Below are 2395 nucleotides of genomic sequence, written 5' to 3' on the forward strand. Positions count from 1 at the left end.
CACCTCCGCTCAGCCTGAGCCTGTCGAAGGCCCCGCTATACGCGTTCCGTGACCATCGCTGTCATCCCAGCGAACGCGGGAATCCCGCTTATCGCCTGCCCATCGTAAGGAAAGCGGGACCCCCGCATGCGCGGGGGTGACGAGAACATTATCTGGACCGCCAGCGCGGGGCCTTCGACAGGCTCAGGCTGAACGGAAGGGGGATGCTATGCAACAGCTTTGTTGCACGCTATGCGATGCCAATGAGTTTTGCAGTCCTGATCGGAATCGGCGCCGCAGCAGGCGCTGTATTCGCCCTGATCTTTGGCACCCGACCCGCCGGATGGCTGTCGCTGATGCTTGTACCCATAGGCACAATATTCTGGATTTACTATTGGCAGAACACCCACCTGGAGAGCTTGCGGTCGACCAGCGCGCTTGACTATGTCTTCATCACGCCAGTCCCTCTGGTGGGGGCACTGATGGCTTATGGGATGATCTTCTTCACTAAATTATGGCTCGAAACACGCCGGCTTTAATCGTGCTCTGCCGGGCGTTTTGCCATCTCACCCCCTTAACCGCGCCAGAAACCGCGCCCAGCCGCGTGACCACTTGTTGAACACCTTGCCCTCATCCGACGCGAAGGCCGCCGCCTTGATGTGCTCCGAGCGGTTGGGATAGGGCACGATCAGGCTGGCGACGCCGAAGGTCGAGGATTTGCCCGCGATCATCATCGCGATCGGCAGGATCAGGTCGCCCGCGCCGCGCCCAACCACGGTGCCGCCGATCACCTTGCTGCCCTTCTTGACCAGCTTGACGAAACCGGTGACCTCGCGCTCGGTCACCGCGCGGTCGTTATGGTCGAAATCCTCGCGCCATACGGTGATCTTGTCGCCGTGCACCTTGCGCGCCTCTTCCTCGGTCATCCCGACCTGCGCCAGTTCGGGATCGGTATAGGTGACCCAGGGCAGCGCTGAATAATTGGCCTTGGTCGGAACGCCCAGGCTGATCTCGAGCGCGACATTGCCGCCCTCGTATCCGCTGGCATGGGTGAAGCGCGGGCCTTCGCGGCAGTCGCCGATCGCATAGATGTGTTTTGCGCTGGTCCGCCGCCGGGCATCGACCTGAATGCCCTTCCTGTCATGGGCCACGCCCGCCACCTCGAGCCCCAGCCCGTCGAAATTCACCTCGCGCCCGGTGGCGATCAGCAGGTGCGTGCCTTCGAGCGTGCGCCCGTCCTTGAGCGTGAGCTTAAGGCCGCCTGCGGTCTTCTCGACCGCATCGCCCTCGGCATCGTGGATGATCTCGACGCCCTCGCTTTCGAGCCGTTCGATGACGATCCTGGCGGCATCGGCGTCGTCCTTGGGGAACGGTCGCCCCAGCGTCGCCACCACGACTTCCGACCCCAGCCGCCGGAAGCTCTGCGCCAGTTCCATGCCGATCGGCCCGCCACCCAGCACAATCAGCCGCTCCGGCAGTTCGGTCAGATCCCAGACATTGTGGTTGGTGAGATAGGGCACCGCATCGAGCCCCTTGATCGGCGGCACGAAGGCGCGGCTGCCCACCGCGATGACGATGCGCGGCGCGGAGTAGGTCCTGCCATCGACCACCACGCTTTTCGGTCCGGTGAAGCTGGCGTCGCCGCGCACGACCTCGACGCCCATGCCCTCGAAGCGCTCGACGCTGTCATGCGGCTCGATGATCTTGATGGCTTCATGCACCGCATCGTGCACCGCGCGGAAATCGACGACAGGTTCGACAGAGGCCATGCCGAACTCGCTTGCAGTGCGCAGGTCATGCGCGCGGTGCGCAGCAGAGATCAGCGCCTTGCTGGGCACACAACCGGTGTTGAGACAGTCGCCGCCCATCGGTCCGCGCTCGATCAGCAGCGGCTTCAGCCCGAACATCGCGCATCCGCCCGAGCAGACCAGCCCCGCCGATCCCGCCCCGATCACGATCACGTCATGCGTATATGCCATGGACTGTCCTTCGCCTTCAAATTGCCGCTGGTTACCGGACGGCCTCAAGGCTAGTGTTTGTGCGTGACGGCCAAGGGAATCCAGCATGAATCTTGAAAATTCGCGCGAATATTATGGCAAGGTCCTGTCGGAATCGGCGGATCTGCGGACCGATGCGTGCACCACGGCGGAACGGCCGCCGCTCGCGGTGATCAAGGCGCTGGCCAATGTCCATCCCGACGTGAAGGCGCGCTATTATGGCTGCGGCCTGATCGCCCCCTCGGCGATCGAAGGCGCGCGCATCCTCGATCTCGGCTCGGGCTCGGGCCAGGACGCCTATATCCTGGCGCAGCTGGTCGGCGAGCATGGCGAGGTCGTCGGCGTCGATGCGACGTCCGAGCAGCTCGCGGTCGCCAATGCACATCTCGAATGGCACCGCGAGACCTTCGGCTACGCGA

General features: G+C 63.7%; 3 protein-coding genes. 2 read left to right on the top strand and 1 reads right to left on the bottom strand.

Annotated elements, in window-relative coordinates; all coding sequences use genetic code 11:
• The first annotated feature begins 242 nt into the window (after nucleotides 1-242).
• Nucleotides 243-518, top strand: a complete 276-nt coding sequence (locus tag AX735_RS04970; RefSeq protein WP_066276564.1) for a hypothetical protein — start codon at nucleotides 243-245, stop codon at nucleotides 516-518.
• 27 nt (nucleotides 519-545) lie between these two features.
• Here AX735_RS04970 and AX735_RS04975 read toward each other — a convergent pair whose 3' ends face one another.
• A complete protein-coding gene (locus AX735_RS04975) occupies nucleotides 546-1958 on the bottom strand; it encodes a dihydrolipoyl dehydrogenase family protein (protein WP_066276566.1) in 1413 nt (470 codons plus the stop codon).
• 85 nt (nucleotides 1959-2043) lie between these two features.
• Between AX735_RS04975 and AX735_RS04980 the strand changes: the two genes are divergently transcribed.
• Nucleotides 2044-2395 (top strand): methyltransferase domain-containing protein (locus tag AX735_RS04980; protein ID WP_156447420.1); only part of this gene is annotated, 352 nt, incomplete at its 3' end.

The organism is Blastomonas sp. CCH1-A6, assembly GCF_001556365.1.
GTDB classification, from domain to species: Bacteria; Pseudomonadota; Alphaproteobacteria; order Sphingomonadales; family Sphingomonadaceae; genus Blastomonas; species Blastomonas ursincola.

Excerpts from the sequence above, each read along its gene's own strand:
- AX735_RS04975 (WP_066276566.1), bottom strand. The coding sequence starts at position 1,958 with ATGGCATATACGCATGACGTGATCGTGATCGGGGCGGGATCGGCGGGG.
- AX735_RS04970 (WP_066276564.1), top strand. The coding sequence starts at position 243 with ATGAGTTTTGCAGTCCTGATCGGAATCGGCGCCGCAGCAGGCGCTGTA.